The sequence below is a fragment of the Desulfocucumis palustris genome (assembly GCF_002933875.1).
Taxonomy (GTDB): domain Bacteria; phylum Bacillota; class Desulfotomaculia; order Desulfotomaculales; family Desulfocucumaceae; genus Desulfocucumis; species Desulfocucumis palustris.
On sequence record NZ_BFAV01000102.1, the window covers coordinates 1 to 20781 of the forward strand.

The following is a 20781-nucleotide window of genomic DNA, read 5'->3' on the forward strand; positions in this document are numbered from 1 at the left end:
GCCACGCCTTGCATCTGGAGCTTTTTGAACGGCCTCGGGCGGTAGTTTATCAACACGGTTATTGCTTTTTCAATGTGTTTTTCAACACTCTCCTAGCCCAGGTTCTTCCGTATCTTTGTAACGGTTTTTCTTTTTCTGCCATAGTATGGAATATATGGTTTTGTGGCCGGGGCGGTTTTATTTAATGAATAGGGGTAATGCAAAACAATATCAACCGGAAAGGACAGTATTATGGAAACTGTTGCATTCATTACCTGTGTAAACGACAAATCCTTATATGACAAATGCTGCGGCTATATTCACGTACTGGATAAAACCGGCTTTGCCTTTGAAATGGTTTCCGTTGCGAACAACTACAGCCTGCCAGCCGCCTATAATGAAGGTATGAGGAAGAGCAAGGCAAAGTACAAAATTTACCTGCATCAGGATACCTTCATTCTTGATGCGAATTTTCTTCATCACATCGACAATATTTTTAAAATCAACCCCGGTATAGGCATGATCGGGGTAATGGGCGGCCGGCATCTGTCCATTGAAAAAAATCCCATGCTGGTGTGGGACTGCCGGGAGAGCTGGGGGGCAATTTTTCATTTTGTCCACCAGCGTGCGGACCAGGGGCTTAACCCGATGGGCGTATACGACTGGGTGCATTTTATCGACGGCTGCATTATGGTAACACAGTACGATATCCCCTGGCGGGAAGACATACTGCAGGGATTTCATTTTTATGATTTGTCCCAGAGCCTGGAATTCTGGAAGCGGGGCTATGCCGTGGTGGTACCCAGGCAGGAGACACCCTGGGTGGCCCACATGGCTACCAGCGGTGTTACCTATCCCGATTATGGCAGGCTGCGCCAGAGATTTATCCAGGAATACAACCAGTTTTTAATTCCCCCGGAGCCTAAAGCCCGCACCAGCCTGTTAACCTACAAGGGCAAACTGTACAGGTTTAAAATATAACAATATTCTGTGCTGAGAGGTTTTGTCATGTTAAGTGTGGCCTTTATCACCTGCGTTAACAATCAGCAGCTTTACCAGCAGTGCCTGACCCACCTGGCGGCACTGGATAAACAGGGATTCAGCGTGGAAGTGGTTCCCGTGCAGAGCAGCGTAAGCATCACAAACGCTTACAACCGGGCCATGTTGAAAAGCAATGCCAAATATAAAGTGTATTTGCACCAGGATACATTTATTCTGGAACCCCTTTTTCTTCACCATATACACAGAATATTTTCCTCAGACCCCGGCATCGGCATGATCGGCATGCTGGGCGGCAGAAATATGCCCCTGGATGAAAATAAACTAATGTGGTTCTGGGACTGCGCCGAAATATACGGGAAGGTGTTTCTGCCAAGTCTGAACCAGTCCCTGGGTGGCAAGCCGACTCCCAATCCCTACGAGTGGGTTACCGTCATCGACGGCTGTTTGATGGTTACACAGTACGACATACCCTGGCGGGAGGATATCTTTGACGGCTTTCATTATTACGACCTTTCCCAGAGCATCGAATTCTGGAAAAGGGATTTGAAAGTTATTGTTCCCAGGCAGGAGAATTCCTGGGCGTCGCACATCTGCCATCAGAAGTGCGACAGTGAGTATTACCGACTGCGTAAAAAATTTATCAATGAATACAGACCATACCTGGTTAAAAATGTAAAAAAGGGGAGCTACGGTTTTTCTTACAACAGCAAAAAATACCGGTTTATTGTTTAATGGGGGGCGGGTAAAATGCTTAAACTGAATATTGGCTGCGGTAACCTTTTAAAAGAGGGCTATGTCAACATAGATCTGTTTGTGCAGCAACCGGGGGTGGTCCAGGCACCGGCGGACAAGCTGCCTTATCCGGACAATAGTGTGGATGAGGTGTTTTCCTCTCATTTGCTTGAACATATTTCCCATGTTAACACGGTCCAGGTTTTATCCGAGTGGTTCAGGGTGTTAAAACCCGGGGGGGTATTGCAGTTAATTGTTCCGGACCTGGAATGGTGTCTGCGCAACTGGCTGGGTTTGTCCGAAAGTGACAGGTGGGGATTTCCTCTTTATACCATATTTGGCTTGCAATGCCATCCGGGAGAATATCATTTTACGGGATTTACCGTGCCAAGACTGACCCAGTTGCTGCAGGCCGTTGGATTTGTGGGCGTTGCCGCGGAGAGCCGCTGGGATCCGCAGCATGCCCAGAACAGCATCTGGTCCAATGCTGTGAAGGGGGCCGCCAGGGCGGCGGCAGTTCCGGCGGCCAGGGGCATGTCAATGAAATTCGGGGGCAAAGTGTATAGATTTATAGGTAAGTGAGTTTTTGATTTATAAGTCAGTTATTCATGACAAAATTGGAATATCATGTTAAGGATTAAAAGGTCACCTGGTGTTGCTTTAAATCAAACCAGGTGATTGATTTGTTATATGGCAATGGCATACCGAAAGTCTTAAACCAGGATGCTAAAAAGTTGGTTTATTTGTAACAATACCATATTGTCAGCCATAATATGGAATAACCATTGGTAATAATTCATTGGGGGTAATGAATTGACTGGCTTTGTAATCTGGCTGACCGGGCTGCCGGGAGCGGGCAAAAGCACCATTGCAAATCTGCTGGGTGAAAAATACAGATCCATTAATATACCGGTGGAAATTATTGACGGTGATGTTTTTAGAAATCAATTCGGGCAGGAATTGGGTTTCTCCAGAAAAGATCGGAATATAAATATCAACCGCATGGGTTATATGGCCCAAATGCTTGTCCGCCACGGCATAGTGGTGCTGGTGGCAGCGGTATCTCCTTACCGTGAGAGCAGGGACCACTGGAAAAAAGAAATTAAAAAATTTGTTGAGGTGTATGTGCGCTGCCCTCTGGATATTTGCATCCGGAGGGACCCTAAAGGGTTGTACGCCAGGGCGTTGAAGGGAGAAATCGCTTCCTTTACCGGCATTTCCGATCCCTATGAAGAACCCCTGGCGCCTGAAGTGATACTGGATGTCCACCGGCAAACCCCCGGGCAGTCCGCCGATATAATATCTAATTTTGTTGCCGGGCGGGGGTATTTATCTCACCGGTAGACTGTAAAAACCCGGTATGTTTAATCTATTTTATAACCCGCGGCTAAAAGACCGTTTCCGGCAATGGCAATAAATTCATCCACCTGTTCCTTGGTAAGCTCCTTTTTCCAGCGCCCGATTTGATGAGAATATATTTCCTTGGTTACCTGGTCGGCGCTGCTTTCACCCGAATATTTATTTCCCAAATCGTGCTCATAAAGGTGATAGTTCAAAACATCTTCCGACCAGGGCTCACCTAAAAAATTAAACACATTCATTAGGGTTGGCTTAAAGGAATAAATTAAATCCTCATATTTTACTTCCAAATAATTTTTGTGCGCTGTACCGAACTTTCTTCCTATTATAATGCAACTTCTCCAATTTGTAGCAATCTCTCCAATATTTTTTGGCCCCCAGGGCATTGATAACATGGAAGCGGCAACATCACGGCCGTCACGGATCACATGTATAAACTGCATGTCCGGAAAAGCCGTGTTTAAAAAATCAATACTGTAAATATTATAAGGAGTTTTATCCGCCCATCTCACCTTGTTCTTTCTCTTCATGTATGGCCTGTGAAAGGAACTCAAAATTTTTCCGAAGCATCTGGCCATGGTTTCATAGGGATTGTCGTAATATTCCAGTATTCTGTTTATATATGTCTCTGTTATATGTTTGCACCAAAATTCCATTTTTCCATCAATAAAAAAGTGGGTTTCCGGCCCGCAGCAAATATTGGGATGGCTGTCAAGAATGACCCGCATCAGCGTTGTTCCCGACCGGCCTTCCCCGCCTACAAAAATCGGCCCTCCGGTCATGCAATCACTCCCCTTACATCTTTAATGACAAGCAGAAGCAGCTTGTTTAATTTTTTATTGAAAAACCATTTATTTTATAGTATGCAGTAAATTTATTTTTTTTCTTTAAAAATTATCCCGGCCCGGCATGCATTGTGTAACCCCAAACCCACTGTGAAACATAGAATGCAGTATATTCGTTTTTATAATCTACCAGCCAGTGGGGGAGTGATTAATACTGTGATAGTTGCGGTAACCGGCGCCAGAGGTATGCTGGGTTCAGATATTGAAGCTGAAATGGAAAATAGAGGACATGAAGTGCTGCCCCTGGGTAAAAATGAACTGGATATTACCGATTTTACAAAGGTTAAAAAGGTGCTTAGCCGGGAAAGGCCTGATGTAATCATTAACTGCGCCGCCTATACGGATGTTGAGGGGGCGGAGGATAACCCGCAGCAGGCAATATCGGTTAACGGCCTGGGGGCCAGGAATCTTGCCCTGGCCTGTCATGAATACGAAATTGATCTGGTTCATATAAGCACCGACTATGTGTTCGACGGAAAGAAGGAAGGGACTTACGGAATTTTTGACGGCATGTCCCCGTTAAATAGCTACGGCTTCAGCAAGATGCTGGGTGAGCGGTATGTAACGGCACTGCTGCACCGTTATTATTTAATAAGGACCAGCTGGCTCTTTGGATTAAGCGGTGATAATTTCGTGGAAAAAGTACTCCGGCTTTCCAATGAGAGAAGCCAATTGCACATGGTGGAGGATCAGGTGGGAAGTCCGACCTACACCGTCGATCTGGCCAAGCTGGTGGGGGATTTGATCAAAACACGCTGTTTTGGGATTTATCACGCCACCAACCAGGGCTATACTTCCTGGTGCGGTTTTGCCCGGGAAATTGTAGCCCTGAAACATTTAAATGTGCATATAGAACCGGTCAGTTCATTCAACCGCTATAACGTGGCCGCCAGGCCGGCCAATTCCGTGCTGGATCCCTTTCCGCTCAAAGAAACCCTGGGATATTTACTGCCGCCCTGGGAGGATGCCCTGGGCAGGTATATGGAACACCGGGCGGAGGTAGACCTGTGAGGCTCCTGGTAACCGGAGGGGCGGGTTTTATCGGCAGCAACTTTATCAGATATATTATTAATAAAAATCACAGTGTTGTGAACATTGACAGTCTGACCTATGCCGGGAACCCGGATAATCTAAAGGATATCAGCCGCCATAAAAATTACCGCTTTGTCCGGGGTGACATATCCGACAGCCGCCTGGTGGAATCCGCCTTTGAGCGGGACATAGACGCCATAGTCAATTTTGCGGCGGAATCCCACGTGGATAGAAGCATATCCAATTCTTCCCCATTCATTAAAACAAATGTGGAGGGCACCAGGGTTCTGCTGGACGCGGCGCTCAGCCGCGGTGTCAGGTTTTTACAGATATCCACCGATGAGGTATACGGCTCCCTGGGGGCCCGGGGGTATTTTACCGAAAAAACTCCCCTGTCCCCCAACAATCCCTATTCCGCCAGCAAGGCGGCGGCGGATTTGCTGGTAAAGGCCTATTACAAAACATACGGCCTGCCCGTAAACATAACCCGCTGTTCAAATAATTACGGTCCCTGCCAGCACCCGGAAAAATTAATACCTCTGACTATAACCAACGCCTTGCGGGATATACCAGTGCCGGTATACGGGGACGGGCATTATATCCGGGACTGGGTGCACGTGGAAGATCACTGCAGGGCTATTGAAGCCGTGCTGCAAAGGGGCGTGGCGGGAGAAGCCTATAATATCGGAGGCGGCAGTGAGAGAACCAATATTGAACTGGTAAAAACCATACTGGGTATTATGCAAAAGGATGAAAAATTAATCAGCTTTGTAAAGGACAGACCGGGCCATGACCGGAGATACGCCATAGATTACGCTAAAATTAAGAGAGAGCTGGGCTGGTGCCCCCTGATGGATTTTGACAGGGGCATTAAAGAAACAGTCCGCTGGTATGTTGAAAATACCCGGTGGTGGAAAAGTATGCTCAGAGAGGGATAACAGCCATTATAAACACAGGGGCGGTTTTTAAACCGCCCCTGTGTTTATCCTTTCAGAGAATGAGCCGCTTTAAGGTGGAATTACCAGTAATTCCTATTGCCCGCCAATTCGTGGTAACATCAGACCCGCTCCATTCATATTATATGGTTGAGATAATACATCAATAAAAAAGTCGTAAGGGAATACAAGATCAAATTCCTTTGAGGGTGAAATAATGTTAACAATTGCTCTGTGGAGTACATATGAGGTTTTTAACAAACAACTTTTTCATGTTGAAAAATTTTCATGGCTTAGTGACGTCACTGCCAAAATGTTTCTGGAATTAAAAAAATACGCCAATCAGTGCGGGGTTAATATTGATACTGTTAATTATCTCGACATATCCTCAGTGGATGCCTTTTTGTTTTATGAAATGCCCGGCCTGGATAATCATTACCTTAACTATGCGCTCAATAATAATAAACCGGTTTTTTTATACGCCACCGAGCCGGAATCCGTTCATTGGGGAAGGGAAAATTATTGTGTCTCAAGGCACAAATGTTTTAAGAAAGTATTTACCTGGAACGACCTGCTGGTTGATGGTAAAAAATACATCAAGACCGCGGTGGGCTCCTTTGATTTTCCAAAAAGCATAAATAAAAAACATCCCGATGAAAAAAAATTGTGCGCCATAATCGCCAGTAATAAAAACAGCAATCATTCACTGGAGCTTTATTCAAAAAGAAAAGAAGCAATCCGCTGGTTCGAGGCCAATCATCCGGAAGAATTCGATTTATACGGCCAGCTGTGGGATGGGCGGGAATATCCGTCATTCCGGGGGCCGATAGATAGTAAAAAAGCGGTACTGGAGAATTATAGGTTTTCAATTTGCTATGAAAATGCCAGAGATATGCCCGGATACATAACTGAAAAAATATTCGACAGCATGTTTGCCGGTTGTATTCCTGTTTATTGGGGAGCCGACAACATTTCCGATTACATACCCGGGGAATGTTATATAGATAAAACCCAATATTCAAATTATGAGGAGCTTTACAATTATATTAAAAACATAGGGGCCGATGAGTATCAAAGACGTTTGCAGCATATAGAAAACTATTTAAATAGTCCGCAAATAGAAGTGTATACCAATGATTATTTTGCCAGAACCATAATCGATACCATCGTTGATAATATTGGTGCTGTTGAGGATGTCGGGTCTGGCGGTAATCCCGGCTGGTGGTTGTATTATGCCAGGGAAGCAAGGACGTGGACCGATTTAAACAAGGCAATTGATGTATTTAATAAAGCCCTGCTGGTTATGTTTGAAAAACATAGACTGGAATGGTATTTGGAAGTGCGGGGGTATTTAACCCAGGCCTATATAAAAATAGGCGGTGTTAAATGACGAAATGACAGAAGTTAATGCGCTATTAATAACCTGGTAATGCTGAAGGGCTAATTTAACATGCTAAATTCAATAACGGGAGTGTCGGGTTAGTTTTGAACAGCAGGATATTTGTTGCCGGCGGCACCGGGATGGCCGGTTCCAGCATAGTAAAGCACCTGGCAAATAAAAGGGAAGGCATTAAAATACGGGCCGGTTACTTAAATTCCAGCCCATTTTTTAAGCACCGGCAAGTTGAATATATTAAATGTGATTTAAATTCCCTTGATAATTGCCGAAAAATGGCCGGGGGCTGTGACGCCGGCATATTGGCCGCCGCGTCAACGGCGGGGGCGTATGCCATAAACAATAACCCCTGGGGCGGTGTAAACGAAAATCTTTTAATGAATGCCAATTTAATGGAAGCCTGCCGCCTTGAGGGTGTCAGGCGGGTTATTCTTGTGGGCAGCGCGGTGGTTTACCAGGAGCACCATTCTTTTATCCGCGAGGAGGAACTGGATTTAAACCGGGATCCCCCCGGGGTATATTTTGGCGTGGGCTGGATGCGCAGGTACCTGGAAAAAATGGCGCGGTTCTGGCATGATAAATTCGGCCTGGAGGTGGTTGTCATCCGGCTGGCAAATATTTACGGCCCCTGCGCTAAATTCGATCCCGGCTTCTCAAATTTTATACCCGCGATAATCCGCAAGGCGGTTGAAGGCATGGACCCCTTCGAGGTATGGGGCGGCCCCGAGGTGACCCGGGATGTTTTATATGTTGACGATTTCGCCAGGGCAATAGCAATGATTCTGGAAAGCCCGGGTATTAACTGCGAGATATTTAATATAGGTTCGGGAACAAAGACAACCGTTGGCGAGGTTGTGGAATTGGTGCTGAAATTGACGGGTTTTTGCCCCGGGCAGGTTGTTTACAACAGGGATAAGCCAACCACCATGGGACTGAGGGCGCTGGATTGCTCAAAGGCAAAGCGTCTGCTGGGATGGGAGCCGCTGTATACCGCCGAACAGGGAATAAAGGAGACAATAAAATGGTGGACGGAAAACAAAAACACCTGGAAGAAATGAAAAGAAACAGTTTTGATGCCATAGTTTTATCCAGTTCCGGCGAAATGGACCTGCAGGGCCGGCTTTCAAGGCACCTGCGGGAGGCGCCGATTCCCGGGGACGAAATACTGGGCAATCTGGGCTTGTTTTTAACTTCTAAAAATCTTTCCAGGCTGCTTTTTTTTAGTGAAATTTACCAAAAAATTATTAACATGCACGGCGTGGTAATGGAATTTGGAGTTCGCTGGGGGCAAACCCTGTCCTTTTTGCTGGCGCTGAGGGGCATATTTGAGCCCTTTAACCGCCACAGGAAAATTATTGGCTTTGATACCTTCGAAGGTTTTAAGGGAGTATCGGATAAGGATGGGGGCAAATGCCGGTGCGGAGAGGGCTCCTACGCGGTGCCGGGGGATTACGAGCAGTTCCTTGACGCCGTGCTGGGGCTGCAGGAAGGCCTTAACCCAATGGCTCATATAAAGCGCTATGAGCTTGTAAAGGGTGATGCCGCCCACACCGTAACCGATTATTTGAAAAGTCATCCTGAAACCATAATAGCCCTGGCCATATTCGACTTTGACATTTACACTCCCACCAAAGCCGCCCTGGAAGCCGTTAAACCCCACCTGTGCAAAGGCAGCCTGCTGGTGTTCGACGAGCTTTGCGACGATATTTTTCCCGGGGAAACCATAGCCCTGAATGAAGTATTCGGGCTGAACAATTTAAAAATACAGCGCCTGCCCATCACTGCGCGGTTGTCTTATGTGGTGATGGAATGAACGATATATGCAAAAAAATCCGGGGAGACATTTTAAAAATTTCCCATTCCAGCGGACATGGACACATACCAAGCTGCTTTTCCGTTGTGGAGGCCCTTTACAGCGTATACTCCACCATGAGACATGAACCTCAAAACCCCCGCTGGGAAAAAAGGGACATATTTGTGCTCAGCAAGGGGCATGCCGCCCTGGCCCATTACTGCGTGCTGGCCCATTTTAACTATTTTGATCTTAAAAGGGTTTATGCTTTCGGGGCTTTCGGCAGTGACTTCGGCTGCCATGCGGACAGGACCAAGGTGCCCGGGGTTGAGGTGTCCACGGGCTCACTGGGCCATGGAATCGGCGTGGCCGCCGGGGTGGCCCTGGGCATGAAAATAAACAGGGCAAAAAGCAGGGTATACGTGCTGGTGGGGGATGGCGAGTCAAACGAGGGCTCGGTGTGGGAAGCCGTTATGGTGGCGGTAAACCGGGGACTGGATAACCTGACCATAATTTATGACAATAACCGCTCCCAGGGCAGGGGGTTGCAGCTGAAAAAACCGGTCGAAATTTTTAAAGCCTTTGGCTGCGACGCCTTTGAAGTGGACGGTCACAATGTTGATATGCTCTGTCAGGCCCTGAGTGCGGAAAGCGAACGGGTTAAGGCCATAGTAGCCAATACCGTAAAGGGCTTCGGCTGTAAAACCTTAACGGATGATCATTACCAGTGGCACCGCAGATCTCCCAGCCGGGAGGAACTGATTAAAATGTTGGAGGAACTGGATGAGAAAGCAGTTTAAAAGCACGGTTATGGAACTGGCTGCCCGGGATGAAAAAATAGTGGTGCTTTTAGGCGATGTTTCGGTGTACCTGTTTAATGACTTTAAAACCAGTTATCCGGACAGGTTTTACAACCTGGGTATTTGTGAAAGCACCCTGATCAGTGTGGGGGCGGGGTTAAGCCTGCGGGGCCTCCGTCCCTTTATACACACCATTGCCCCCTTTATTACGGAAAGATGTTATGAGCAGATAAAACTTGATTTATGCTATAACCGGCTGGGGGGAAACATCGTCTCCTGCGGCAGTTCCTTTGATTACGCCTGGGACGGCGCCACTCACCACTCCTACGGCGATCTCGCCCTGATGCGCCTGCTGCCTGAAATGGAAGTTTTTCAACCGGGCTCCGGGAAAGAGCTGGAGGTTTTAATTAAAAAGCGCTACCACAGCGGAAAACCGGCTTATTACAGATTGTCTGACCATCCCCACCAGGTGGATTTGGACGTGGAATACGGCAGGGGGGTGGTAATCAAGGACTGCGGGGCGGATCTCACGGTGGTGACCGCGGGCCCGCTGCTGGCCAATGTGCTGGAAGCTTGCAAAGACCTGGATGTAAATATTCTGTACTTCCACACCATAAAGCCCATTGACAGCGAATTAATACAGCTGTACAGCCACACAACCTTTTTAATCATCCAGGAATCCCACGGTTTACAAGAGGCCGTAAACCAGGAGGCCGGTGTAAAATCCTTTGCTCACGGCACCCCGGAGGGCTTCTGCAACTGTTACGGCACCCTGGCGGATGTGCGAAAAAATCTCCGGCTGGACCCGGGTTCCATTAAGGCAGTTGCTCAGGGATTGCTGTGTAAGTGAGCTTTTCGGTCCGTTGGAAGATAAAAGAACTGGATTTGGGGAGATTGAATTGTTTTTCCTGGGGAAAAAAGTGCTGGTGACAGGGGGAACCGGTTTTATCGGGAGTCATTTCATTGACCGGCTGTTAAAGAAAGGGGCCGTGGTTCGCGGGGGTGCCCACCGGCGTTCCTGCGGCTTGTTTACTGACGGCGTTGAATGGGTAAAGGCTGATTTGAGTTGCTATGAGGATTGCCTCCGGGCCGCGGAAGGAATTGATTATGTAATTCACTGCGCGGGCGGAGTCGGAGCCGCCTCGGTGGTTAAAAAAACCGATATTCTGGCAGGCATCGGCTTAAATTTAATTTTAACGGTTCAAATGTTGAGGGCGGCTATTGAAAAAGAAGTAAAAAGGTTTTTGCTGTTTAGCAGCAGCACCGGCTATCCCGCTTACGGGCATCCGGTTAAAGAGGAAGAAATGTGGGCCGGGCCGGTGCATCCCGGTTATATGGGTTACGGTACTATGCGTCGATACCTGGAAAGCCTGGCTGAATTTTGCTGCCAATCCTCCGCCATGAAAATCGCAATAATCAGGCCCACCGCCGTATATGGCCCCGGGGATAATTTTAACCCCCTGACCTGTCATGTAATACCGGCATTGATTGGAAAGATTATGGAAAATAAGGATTCCATGGAGGTTTGGGGCTCCGGGGAAGAAATAAGGGATTTTTTGTATATAGACGATCTGGTGAATGGCTGTCTGCTGGCCCTGGAAAAATATGCCCGGTGTCAGCCCGTTAATATAGGGTATGGAAGCGGCTATTCAATAAAAGAAGTGGTGCGGCTGCTGCTAGAAATAGCGGGCAGGAGCGGTGTAAAGGTTGAATACAATGCTCTAAAACCCACCAATATTCCAGTGAGACTGGTGGATATAGCAAAGGCTGAAAAAATACTTGGCTTTAAGCCGGGTATCTCCCTGGAAGAAGGGCTTGAGAGAACATTGGAATGGTACCTTGCCAATAAGGATAGGATTTAGTGCCACGGAGTAATTTTAAGATAAGCGGAGCCCGGGGCTTAATGAGGGGGCCGGGGGCGGGCGGGCGAAATGTTCGCCTGGCAAACGAAACGTCCCCATGGCTCACGTGGCTCGGGGTGGGGTGGGGAGAGGTATGTTGAGTGAAAAAGTTATAAACAGCTTTTATAAAAAGAATGTGCTGGTTACCGGCGGTACGGGGATGATTGGCAGGCAGGTTGTTAAAATACTCTGCGATGCGGGAGCCGCCGTGAAAGTGGCCTCCCTGGACGGCTTTTCCGTGGACCGCCGGGCGGAGCACGTTTTCGGCGATTTGTGCAATTTGGATTTTTGCCTTGATTTAACAAAAGACATGGAGTTTGTGTTTCATATGGCGGGGGTGGGGGCGTCGGCCCAAACCACAATGAAAAAGCCCGCCAGCCACTCGGTGCCCACCTTAATGGTTAATACCAACGTGCTGGAGGCGAGTCGGAGGAACAATGTGCAAAGGCTTGTCTATACCAGTTCGGTGGGCGCATACGCGAATGCCGAGATACTCAAAGAATCTCAGGGCCGGGAGCTGCCCCCCATGGATTTTTACGCCGGATGGGCCAAGAGGATGGCGGAATACCAGATTAAAGCCTACAAAGCCCAGTACGGAATAGATTCCTATGCCGTTGTCAGGCTCAGCAATGTATATGGCCCCGGGGACAATTTTCACCCGGCTAATTCGCTGGTAATACCCTCCTTGATTTACCGGCTTTATAATAACGAAAATCCCCTGGCGGTTTATGGGGACGGCTCCGAAATCCGTGATTTTGTATATAGTAAAGACGCGGCGGAGGGCGTTATACTGGCGCTTTATCATGGAACCGGCGCGGATTTTGTAAATATAGGCGGAATTAAAGGCTGCTCCATTAAAGAAGTGGTGGAAACATTAAAGCTTTTTATTGATTTTGAGTACGTTTTTGATACCACAAAGCCCAGGGGTTATCCCAAACGGGTGCTGGATTCCTCGCTGGCAATCCGGCGCCTTGGCTACAGCCCGTCGGTTTCCCTGGAGGAGGGCCTGCGCCTTACCTGGGATTGGTTTGTAAATAACCCCGGAGATTATTTATTAAAACAAAACTATTTTTAACCGCTATTAACAAAAATGCCGCGCCATCCGGCGGCGGTCTTCGCGACCCGGCCCAAAAGGGCCGGAAGTCAAGCGGGCTGCCCGGCCGGAAAGCAGTGCTCATTTGTATTAAGGTCGTGAAAATATATGAACACGCAAAATAAAAGAAGGGTTTATTTAAACGAATATAACGCGCCGGTGGGAAACGGTTTGTACCTTCCATATGCCTCGGGGCTTTTAAGAACATATTCGGAAAGCATAAATGAGATCAAGGAAAATTATATTTTTATGCCCTTTGTTTTTGAAAGAAAATCTCTCCAGAGCATTGTAGCCGGGCATGACGCTCCTGCGGTGGCCGGCTTCTCCGCCTCCATGTGGAATTTTGAGCTGAGTTTGCAGGTGGCCCGGAGGATAAAAGAACAATACGGGGACTGCCTGATAGTATTCGGGGGTCCGCACACCCCCTTCGAAGCGGAGGATTTTTTTAAAAAATATCCTTTTATTGATGTGGCGGTGCGGGGAGAGGGAGAAAAGGCTTTTGCCGAAATATTGCTTCGTTTTTTAAAGTCCGGGGATTTTTCGGATATTCCCGGGATATCCTACCGCAGCCCCATAACGAATAAATGCGTAAAGAACGGGGATGACCAATCCCTGGTTAATGATCTGGACAGTATTCCTTCGCCGTATTTAGAAGGTGTTTTTGATTATTTAATCAGTGAAAAATCCAATTACAACGTAATTCTGGAAACCAACCGGGGCTGCGCCTATGAGTGCGCCTACTGTTTCTGGGGGCGCGGGGGATTAAGTAAAAAATTCAGATTCTTCGGCCGGGAGCGGGTTAAGCAAGAGGCTCTATGGGTGGGAAAAAACAAAATAGAATATGTCTTTTGCGCGGATTCAAATTTTGGCGCCTTTAAAAAAGACCTGGAGAATGCAAAGGTGTATTGCGACACCAAAGAAAGGTTTGGATATCCCAAAAAATTTAGCGTTTCCTTTGCCAAAAACACCAAAAACACCGTATTCGAAATTGCCAGGCTGCTTAACGAGCATGGCATGAGCAAGGGCGCGACCCTGGCCCTGCAAACCAAAAGCGAGACAGCGGCGTTAAATGTGGGCAGAAAAAATATTAAAGCAAAAGTGTACCAGGAATTGCAAAAACAATATAACCGGCAAAACATTCCGGTATATACGGATTTAATACTGGGATTACCCGGGGAGACCTATGAAAGCTTTGTGGCGGGGGTTGAAGAGATAATCGCCTCCGGTCTGCAAAATCAATTGTTTGTGTATTTGTGCAATGTGCTGCCCAATACCCGATTGGCCTCAAAAGAATACGGGGAACAATTTGCAATGGAGTCGGTGACTATTCCTCTTATGGAAATGTACGGCGGCATCCCTGATGAGCAGGAAATTACCGAGTACGAGTCCGTTGTGGTGGCCACTTGCAGCATGAACAAAAAAGAATGGGCGGATACCGTTGTTTTTTCATGGATTATGCAATTATTTTACGGCCTTAAATTGGCTTTTTTCGTATTAATTTATCTTTCCGACAGGTTTAACTTGAAGATTACCGCTTTTCTTGAATTCCTTGCCGGAGCCCAGAAATATAATGACGGGATAATATTTGATCTGTCCCGGGAGTTTAAACAGGCCGCCCTGGACATTCTGCGGGGCAAGGGCAAGTGCGCCGTATTGCCCTTCTTTGGAGAAATATTCTGGCCCCGGGAAATCGCGGGTTATCTTTACGTTATGGAAAGGGGAAAAAAGGAGTTCTTTTCGGAACTGCTGTGTTTAACCCGGGAATTTTTAGAGGGGAACGGAGTTAATTATAATATCAACGAATTGACGGAAGTTATTAAATATCAGGAGTTGAGAATACCCGATATTGACAGTGATTATAAAGCTGCCGGGTATCATTTCGCCTATAATATTCCGGAATATTTTGATAAGTTTTTTTTGGATGGATGCCCAATAACATATAAGCGGCAAACTGTTAAAATAACCGGCCGCAATGATTGCCGGGGCGACAAAAGGAAATATGCCAAAGAAGTGATGTTCGGGCGAAGAAGCAACCGGCTGTTAAATCAAATCCAATACTTTTCCCCGGGGTTGGCTGAATTTATGAGCTGATAATTTAAGAATAAAATGTTGCGGGGTATCAATATGATTAAGGCGGTAAAAACCACATTAGAAGGAGTAATTAAAATAATTCCGGACTCTTTTGAAGACTTCAGGGGCTGCTACGTGGAGATATATAATAAAGATTTATACAAAGCCCGGGGAGTTGAAGCGGATTTTATACAGGATGATATTTCAGTTTCCTCAAAGCACGTATTAAGAGGTATTCATGGAGACAATGAAACCTGGAAATTGGTTTCCTGCCTTTTGGGCAGATTTTATCTGGTGGTGGTAAACTGTGACGAGCAATCCGCCGGTTTTGGACAATGGGAGTCTTTTGTTCTTTCGGAAACAAACCGCCACCAGATACTTATCCCCCCCGGATTCGGCAATGCCCATGTGGTATTAAGCGACCAGGCAATTTTTCATTACAAACAAAGCACCTATTACAACCCTTCCGGGCAGTTTACTTACAAATGGGATGATCCCCGGTTGAATATATGGTGGCCTGTAAAAAATCCTTTATTATCCCAAAGGGATGAGACGGGGAAATTGGTTTAATCAGGCGCGAGGAGAATATTTAATGATAATCAGCAGAACGCCCTTACGGGTATCCTTTTTTGGTGGAGGAACTGATTATCCCATATGGTATAAGGAGCACGGGGGAAAAGTCATAGCCACCTCGATTAATAAATATTCCTATGTTATTTGCAGGTATTGCCCGCCTTTTTTTGATTATAATTATTGCTTGCGTTACAGAAAGCGCGAAGAGACTAAAACCGTGGAAGAAATCAAACACCCCTCCATACGCGAGTGCCTGCGCTGGGTATCCCTGTCCCGGGGGGTGGAAATTCAGCATAATGCCGATTTGCCCGCCATGTCCGGTTTGGGTTCAAGCTCGGCCTTCACCGTGGGCCTGCTGAATGCCCTGTACGCCTTGAAGGGGCAGTTGGTGACAAAAGAGCAGCTGGCCCTGGAAGCAATACATGTGGAGCAAAATTTGATCCGGGAGAGCGTTGGCTCCCAGGACCAGACCATAACCGCCTTCGGGGGCTTTAACAGGGTGCGGTTCGGCGGAGCCACGGAAATCCTGGTGGAGCCCATCACAATAGATTTAAATAATTTACGGGCTCTTGAGAATCACCTGATGCTTTTCTTCGTGGGCTTTCCCCGGGTGGCGTCGGAGATTGCCAGAAAGCAAATCGAGGTTACTCCCGGCAAACAGGCTGAATTAAATACCATGATGAACATAGTTGACGAGGCGGTCAAAATATTAAAGAGCGGCCCGGAGCGTATTGACGACTTCGGCCGCCTGCTTCACGAACAATGGCTTGTAAAGCGCGGCATAACGTCTCTGATCAGTAATTCACTGATTGACCAGGTGTATGAGGCGGGCCGGGAATGCGGCGCTTTGGGCGGCAAACTGCTGGGAGCCGGCGGGGGAGGATTTTTCCTTTTTTATGCCAGGCCGCAAGACCAGCCTAAAATAAGGGAAAGGTTAAAAACCCTGCTTTACGTGCCGTTTTCCTTTGATTATACGGGTACTCAAATTATTTACTACCTGCCTGAGGAATTCTTTCAAAAGACCTCCGGCAATGCCGTTTCCGGAAAATAATTATTTTATTTGCTGAGGAGAGAGTGCTTTGGGTAAGCCGGTCATTGGCAGTGTTTTAATTACGGGCATAACCGGGTTTGTGGGCAGCCACCTGGCGGATTACATTTTAAAGGAACATCCCGGGGTTGAGATATCGGGCCTTTTGCGCTGGAGATCCCCCAGGGACAACATACTTCATTTAATGGACAGGGTGGACCTTTTATACGGGGATCTTTTAGATTTGCCGTCATTAAATAGAATTTTGCAAAACAAAAGGCCCGGGGTGATTTTTCATCTGGCCGCCCAGTCGTACGTCGACTTTAGCTTTGCCGCGCCGGTGTCCACACTGGAGACAAATGTTATCGGCACCGCCAACCTGCTGGAGGCGGTGAGACAGTTAAAGGATGCCGGCGGCTACGACCCGGTTGTTCACATCTGCAGCTCATCGGAGGTATACGGCCAGGTGTTGGAACAGGAAATACCCATAAAAGAGGATCAGCCCATGCGGCCGGCGTCGCCCTACGCCGTCAGCAAGGTGGGCGAGGATATGCTGGCGTGGCAATACTGGCTTTCCTGGAAGATTAAAACCATTCGCACCCGCATGTTTACTCACACCGGCCCCCGTCGGGGGGATGTGTTCGCCCTTTCAAATTTTGCCAAACAGGTGGCGGCTATTGAGGCGGGCCGCCAGGAGCCGGTAATAAGGGTGGGCAATCTGAACAGCATCAGGACATTCACGGATGTAAGGGACGCTGTGCGGGCTTACTGGCTGCTGGTAACCCGGTGCCCGCCGGGGGAGGTTTACAATATCGGCGGCGTTGAAACCATGACCATTGGAGAGATGCTCCAGCGGCTGCTGGCCTTGTCCCGGGTGACCGGCATCAAGGTTCAGGTGGACCCCGCCAGGCTGCGTCCCTCGGATGTTACGCTGCAAATTCCCAGCGTGGATAAATTTAAGGATGCCACCGGCTGGGAGCCCGCCATACCTTTCCGGCAGACCATGGAGGACACTTTGAATTACTGGCGGGATTATCATAATCAGGTTAAAAATATTTAATCTTGGGAAGGGTGACCAAATGAACGGGGGAGATATTGCAAACAGGCTGGATAAAGAGTGGCTGGTTTTATCTCCCGCTGAAATAGCTGCCATGCTGGGTGTAACCGGGGAAGAGCTTATGGAATATTGCGGTAAATTATACCCGGGGATGGATTTAAGATATAAAGCTATTGGCAGTGAAGGCCGGGACGGAGTAATACTGGACGTTCTAAAGCGCCTGGAATCCGGGGCTTTTACCGCCTCCGGCCGGGAGCGCCTGCCCCACTGGGAAAAGGGCTGGGGGGAATCCCTGGGGAAATTTGAAGAGGAGCTTGATGATAAAGCGCTAATTCCGGCCTACGTGCGGCCCGGCGGCATTCTGCGCATAAATGGCGGCTACGCCAGGGGCGCGGACAGTTTTTTGGAGTTGAGTTTTTATACCCTATTGCGCACCACTCTATTTAGCAAATATTTTTCCGGTGTGGAAAGTGTTTACGAATTTGGCTGCGGCACCGGATATAACCTGGTGATGCTGGCCAGGATGTATCCGGAAAAAAATTTATTCGGACTTGACTGGGCCTCAACTTCCGTCAAACTGGTTGACAGAATTGCCGCCCACTATAAATTCCGGCTTGCGGGGTTTCGTTTTGACATGTATAACCCCGATTATAATCTTTCCATGCCTCCCGGCAGCGCGGTGCTTACCCTGAATTCAATGGAACAGCTGGGCGGAAAATGGGAGTCTTTTTTAAACTTTTTATTGCTGAAAAAACCTGCCCTTTGCGTGCATGCGGAGCCCTTTGCGGAATTATACAACCAGGATTCTTTAATTGATTACCTGGCTTTGAAGTATCACCGGGCCAGGGGCTATCTAAACGGTTTTTTGACAAAACTTGTTGAACTGGAAAGGGCGGGCCGGATAGAAATATTAACGGTAAACAGGGTTCCCTTTGGAAGCTGTTTCCACGAGGGATATTCCATAGCGGCATGGAGGCCCCTTCCCGGGGCCGGTGAGCCGGGTAATACCTAAATTGCCAAAAAATTGAGGAGTATCCCGCTATTATAAAATATTTTATGAAAAAATGTTTGGCAGAAAAAGCGTGTTTAAAGAGCATATCGGTAAACCGGTTTTGAATGTTGAGATAATTTAAGCCCTCTATGGCCGGGCAATCTTGAAAATAGAGGGCTGTATTTTTCATATTACGGCAGGGGGATGGGGACAGGTGAAGGCTGTGGTACTGGCGGGGGGATTCGGCACCCGCCTTCAATCCGTGCTGAAAGGGCTGCCAAAGCCCATGGCGCCGGTGGGGGAGGGCTGTTTTCTGGATTACCTCCTGAAAGGCCTTATCTCCAGCGGTATTAAGGAATATATTTTTTGTGTTTATTACCTGGCGGACAAAATAACAGGCTATCTGGGTGATGGCGGCAAACTTGGCATTTCAGTGGATTACAGCGTGGAGACAAGGCCCATGGGCACCGCGGGGGCGGTTGGTCTGCTCAGGGAAAGTTTAAAAGAAACCTTTTGCGTGGTAAACGCGGACACCTATATTGAGGTGGATTTGAGGGAATGTCTTCAGTGGCACAGGGAAAAAAAGGCCATGGCAACCCTGTGCGCCGTTAAAGTTGCGGACAGCGGCCGTTTTGGCACCCTGGTATTTGATTCCCGGTGGAGGATTATAGATTTCCGGGAAAAAGCTGCCTCCGGCGGGAACCGGTGGATTAACGGCGGCATATACATATTTGAACCGGAAATTTTTCAATATATACCGGAAGGAACCTCCGTTTCCATGGAGAGGGAGGTATTTCCCCGGTTACTGAAGAGCAGGGAAAGGATATACGGATATCCCCGGGAGACTCATTTTTTCGATATAGGTGTTCCGGAGGATTATTATGCCTTTCAAGAGTTCATTTCCTGGAAAAGAGAAAAGGGGGACATTTAGGAGTCATGAATGCTCCCATAAAAAATGCCGATTCAATTTGGCGGGATGCGGTTAAAATCATTCAAAGCCACTATAAAAACGAATTCTTTAATTCTATTAATAATATAGTCGATATATTGTTCGACTGCTTTACAAAAAATGGACGCCTGCTGGTTTTCGGCAACGGAGGTTCGGCTGCGGACGCCCAGCATATCTGCGGCGAACTGGTGGGCCGCTTTCAAAAGGAGCGCAGTCCCCTGGACGCCCTGGCCCTGACCACAAACACTTCCGTTCTTACGGCCTGGGCCAACGACTACGATTATCACACCGTATTCTCCAGGCAGATAGAAGCTTACGGCAGACCGGGCGATGTGGCCTGGGGAATATCCACCAGCGGAAATTCCGGTAACGTTGTGCAGGGACTGAAAAAAGCAAAGGAAATTGGACTGTTCACAGTGGGCTTGCTGGGCGGCGGCGGCGGGCAATGCATTAAATATTGTGACGTCTCCCTGGTGGTGGACAGCAAGGATACGCCCCGCATACAGGAAATCCATTTGATTTCCTACCATATTATATGTGCCCTGCTGGAAGAAAGAATTTTTCAAAATGATTGACGGGCTTCATTTAAGCGGCCCTTTGTCGGGCATATTTGCCAGGTGGTATGAAAAAGACATTAGAGTCTATTCCGGCGGCCCGGCATTATTCCTTGACCGGGACGGGGTAATTGTGGAGGATACCCACTATCTTTCCAGCCCCGGCGATATATCCTTTATTCCCGGAGTTGCGGAGGCTTTACGATCCCTCAGGGATTTAAATATACCGGTTATTGTTGTAACCAACCAGGCAGGAATTGGTAAGGGCTATTATGGGTGGGATGCTTTTGCCGCTGTGCAAAAGCACATTAACGACTATGTAAGGGACCAGGGAGGTTTTATATCCGGGTGTGTTGCCTGCCCATACCATCCGGAAGGAAAGAATCCCTACCGGCATGGAAATCATCCCTTTCGCAAGCCCAATCCCGGAATGATATTATGGGCGCTAAAAAGTGCCAATATTGATAGATCCGGCTCCTGGCTCGCGGGTGATAAGCTGTCGGATTTACAGGCAGGCGCGTTGGCGGGATTGGCCGGACTGGCGCATGTGTCAACCGGCCAGGGGAAAAAAGAGGCGGGCATTGCTGAAAGCTGGTCCGGGAAAAGAACCGACGTTATTTTTGTTGATAGTTTAAAAGAGGTGGTGATGAGGTTTATAAAAATGATTAAGGGCTTGCGGGATTAACGGGGAAGA

Annotated in this window: 23 protein-coding genes; 22 read left to right on the forward strand and 1 reads right to left on the reverse strand. The window is 47.8% G+C overall.

Annotation, left to right across the window (positions count from 1 at the left end; translation table 11 throughout):
- The 5 genes from DCCM_RS18980 to cysC all read left to right on the forward strand — a co-directional run.
- Window positions 1–185 (forward strand): hypothetical protein (locus DCCM_RS18980; protein WP_207655555.1); only part of this gene is annotated, 185 nt, incomplete at its 5' end.
- Between the two features lie 46 nt (window positions 186–231).
- Window positions 232–960 (forward strand): glycosyltransferase family protein, encoded by a 729-nt coding sequence (locus tag DCCM_RS07565; protein ID WP_104371817.1) that lies wholly within the window; start codon window positions 232–234, stop codon window positions 958–960.
- 27 nt (window positions 961–987) lie between these two features.
- Entirely contained in the window at window positions 988–1713 is a 726-nt protein-coding gene (locus DCCM_RS07570; RefSeq protein ID WP_104371818.1) for a glycosyltransferase family protein, read from the forward strand.
- Window positions 1714–1728: 15 nt separating this feature from the next.
- Entirely contained in the window at window positions 1729–2295 is a 567-nt protein-coding gene (locus DCCM_RS07575; RefSeq protein ID WP_104371819.1) for a class I SAM-dependent methyltransferase, read from the forward strand.
- Window positions 2296–2526: 231 nt separating this feature from the next.
- Entirely contained in the window at window positions 2527–3057 is a 531-nt protein-coding gene (cysC, locus tag DCCM_RS07580; RefSeq protein WP_104371820.1) for an adenylyl-sulfate kinase, read from the forward strand.
- Between the two features lie 20 nt (window positions 3058–3077).
- On the opposite strand, the gene DCCM_RS07585 is transcribed toward cysC, so the two are convergent.
- Window positions 3078–3854, reverse strand: a complete 777-nt coding sequence (locus tag DCCM_RS07585; protein ID WP_104371821.1) for a sulfotransferase family protein — start codon at window positions 3852–3854, stop codon at window positions 3078–3080.
- A 219-nt stretch (window positions 3855–4073) separates the two neighbouring features.
- On the opposite strand from DCCM_RS07585, the gene rfbD reads away from it, so the two are divergent.
- The 17 genes from rfbD to DCCM_RS07670 all read left to right on the forward strand — a co-directional run bounded on the left by rfbD (window position 4074) and on the right by DCCM_RS07670 (window position 20772).
- Window positions 4074–4928, forward strand: coding sequence for a dTDP-4-dehydrorhamnose reductase (gene rfbD, locus DCCM_RS07590; protein WP_104371822.1), 855 nt, complete (start codon window positions 4074–4076; stop codon window positions 4926–4928).
- Window positions 4925–5887: a dTDP-glucose 4,6-dehydratase gene (gene rfbB, locus DCCM_RS07595; RefSeq protein WP_104371823.1), complete on the forward strand. Its 963-nt coding sequence runs from the start codon at window positions 4925–4927 to the stop codon at window positions 5885–5887. Before rfbD ends, rfbB begins: the two co-directional genes overlap by 4 nt.
- A gap of 214 nt (window positions 5888–6101) precedes the next feature.
- Window positions 6102–7274 (forward strand): glycosyltransferase family 10 domain-containing protein, encoded by a 1173-nt coding sequence (locus DCCM_RS07600; RefSeq protein ID WP_104371824.1) that lies wholly within the window; start codon window positions 6102–6104, stop codon window positions 7272–7274.
- 95 nt (window positions 7275–7369) lie between these two features.
- Window positions 7370–8338, forward strand: coding sequence for an NAD-dependent epimerase/dehydratase family protein (locus DCCM_RS07605; protein ID WP_104371825.1), 969 nt, complete (start codon window positions 7370–7372; stop codon window positions 8336–8338).
- Window positions 8302–9093 carry a class I SAM-dependent methyltransferase gene (locus tag DCCM_RS07610; RefSeq protein ID WP_207655556.1) on the forward strand — a complete coding sequence of 264 codons (792 nt, stop codon included), beginning with the start codon at window positions 8302–8304 and terminating at the stop codon, window positions 9091–9093. Before DCCM_RS07605 ends, DCCM_RS07610 begins: the two co-directional genes overlap by 37 nt.
- Window positions 9090–9872 carry a transketolase gene (locus DCCM_RS07615; protein ID WP_104371826.1) on the forward strand — a complete coding sequence of 261 codons (783 nt, stop codon included), beginning with the start codon at window positions 9090–9092 and terminating at the stop codon, window positions 9870–9872. The genes DCCM_RS07610 and DCCM_RS07615 overlap by 4 nt, the downstream gene beginning before the upstream one ends.
- Entirely contained in the window at window positions 9856–10722 is an 867-nt protein-coding gene (locus tag DCCM_RS07620) for a transketolase family protein (RefSeq protein ID WP_104371827.1), read from the forward strand. The genes DCCM_RS07615 and DCCM_RS07620 overlap by 17 nt, the downstream gene beginning before the upstream one ends.
- Window positions 10652–11734 (forward strand): NAD-dependent epimerase/dehydratase family protein, encoded by a 1083-nt coding sequence (locus tag DCCM_RS07625; RefSeq protein ID WP_104371828.1) that lies wholly within the window; start codon window positions 10652–10654, stop codon window positions 11732–11734. The genes DCCM_RS07620 and DCCM_RS07625 overlap by 71 nt, the downstream gene beginning before the upstream one ends.
- 133 nt (window positions 11735–11867) lie before the next feature.
- Window positions 11868–12848: an NAD-dependent epimerase/dehydratase family protein gene (locus DCCM_RS07630; protein ID WP_165792055.1), complete on the forward strand. Its 981-nt coding sequence runs from the start codon at window positions 11868–11870 to the stop codon at window positions 12846–12848.
- Window positions 12849–12974: 126 nt separating this feature from the next.
- On the forward strand, window positions 12975–14957 hold the full coding sequence (locus DCCM_RS07635; RefSeq protein ID WP_104371830.1) for a B12-binding domain-containing radical SAM protein: 1983 nt from the start codon (window positions 12975–12977) through the stop codon (window positions 14955–14957).
- 33 nt (window positions 14958–14990) lie between these two features.
- Window positions 14991–15506, forward strand: coding sequence for a dTDP-4-dehydrorhamnose 3,5-epimerase family protein (locus tag DCCM_RS07640; RefSeq protein WP_104371831.1), 516 nt, complete (start codon window positions 14991–14993; stop codon window positions 15504–15506).
- A 22-nt stretch (window positions 15507–15528) separates the two neighbouring features.
- Window positions 15529–16560 (forward strand): GHMP family kinase ATP-binding protein, encoded by a 1032-nt coding sequence (locus DCCM_RS07645; RefSeq protein ID WP_104371832.1) that lies wholly within the window; start codon window positions 15529–15531, stop codon window positions 16558–16560.
- A gap of 28 nt (window positions 16561–16588) precedes the next feature.
- Window positions 16589–17596 (forward strand): GDP-mannose 4,6-dehydratase, encoded by a 1008-nt coding sequence (locus DCCM_RS07650; RefSeq protein ID WP_207655557.1) that lies wholly within the window; start codon window positions 16589–16591, stop codon window positions 17594–17596.
- A 19-nt stretch (window positions 17597–17615) separates the two neighbouring features.
- Window positions 17616–18605 carry a class I SAM-dependent methyltransferase gene (locus tag DCCM_RS07655; protein WP_104371833.1) on the forward strand — a complete coding sequence of 330 codons (990 nt, stop codon included), beginning with the start codon at window positions 17616–17618 and terminating at the stop codon, window positions 18603–18605.
- A gap of 193 nt (window positions 18606–18798) precedes the next feature.
- A complete protein-coding gene (locus tag DCCM_RS07660; RefSeq protein WP_165792056.1) occupies window positions 18799–19515 on the forward strand; it encodes a nucleotidyltransferase family protein in 717 nt (238 codons plus the stop codon).
- Window positions 19516–19520: 5 nt separating this feature from the next.
- Window positions 19521–20108, forward strand: a complete 588-nt coding sequence (locus DCCM_RS07665) for a D-sedoheptulose-7-phosphate isomerase (protein WP_104371835.1) — start codon at window positions 19521–19523, stop codon at window positions 20106–20108.
- Window positions 20101–20772 (forward strand): D-glycero-alpha-D-manno-heptose-1,7-bisphosphate 7-phosphatase, encoded by a 672-nt coding sequence (locus DCCM_RS07670; RefSeq protein ID WP_104371836.1) that lies wholly within the window; start codon window positions 20101–20103, stop codon window positions 20770–20772. The genes DCCM_RS07665 and DCCM_RS07670 overlap by 8 nt, the downstream gene beginning before the upstream one ends.
- The last annotated feature ends 9 nt before the right edge of the window (window positions 20773–20781 follow it).